The 249-nt window shown below is 28.9% G+C and carries 1 pseudogene; it reads left to right on the plus strand.

Annotated features, from left to right (window positions below):
* Positions 1-32: 32 nt before the first annotated feature.
* A pseudogene (locus tag GNY06_RS15440) lies at positions 33-249 on the plus strand (IS982 family transposase); the annotation flags it as partial.

Raw genomic sequence — 249 nt, forward strand, 5'->3', positions numbered from 1 at the left:
CCTAAATTTAATAGTCTAACAAACGATTAAATATGAACAGCTTTACCGCAAATTATGAAAAAATATTAGAGATACTGATAACAATTGAGAGTAAAATGAATTTTTTAAATCAAATCCGCAATCCCAATTGTCAGATCTTGAGTTAATCTCCATAGACTTAACTTCAGAATTTATGAGTATTGATTCAGAGCGGGATTTATTCAGAAAATTACCTTTCAATTTATCCTCTAGGATTGAACGTAGTGTTTA

Source organism: Elizabethkingia argenteiflava (assembly GCF_009904105.1).
Taxonomy (GTDB): Bacteria; Bacteroidota; Bacteroidia; order Flavobacteriales; family Weeksellaceae; genus Elizabethkingia; species Elizabethkingia argenteiflava.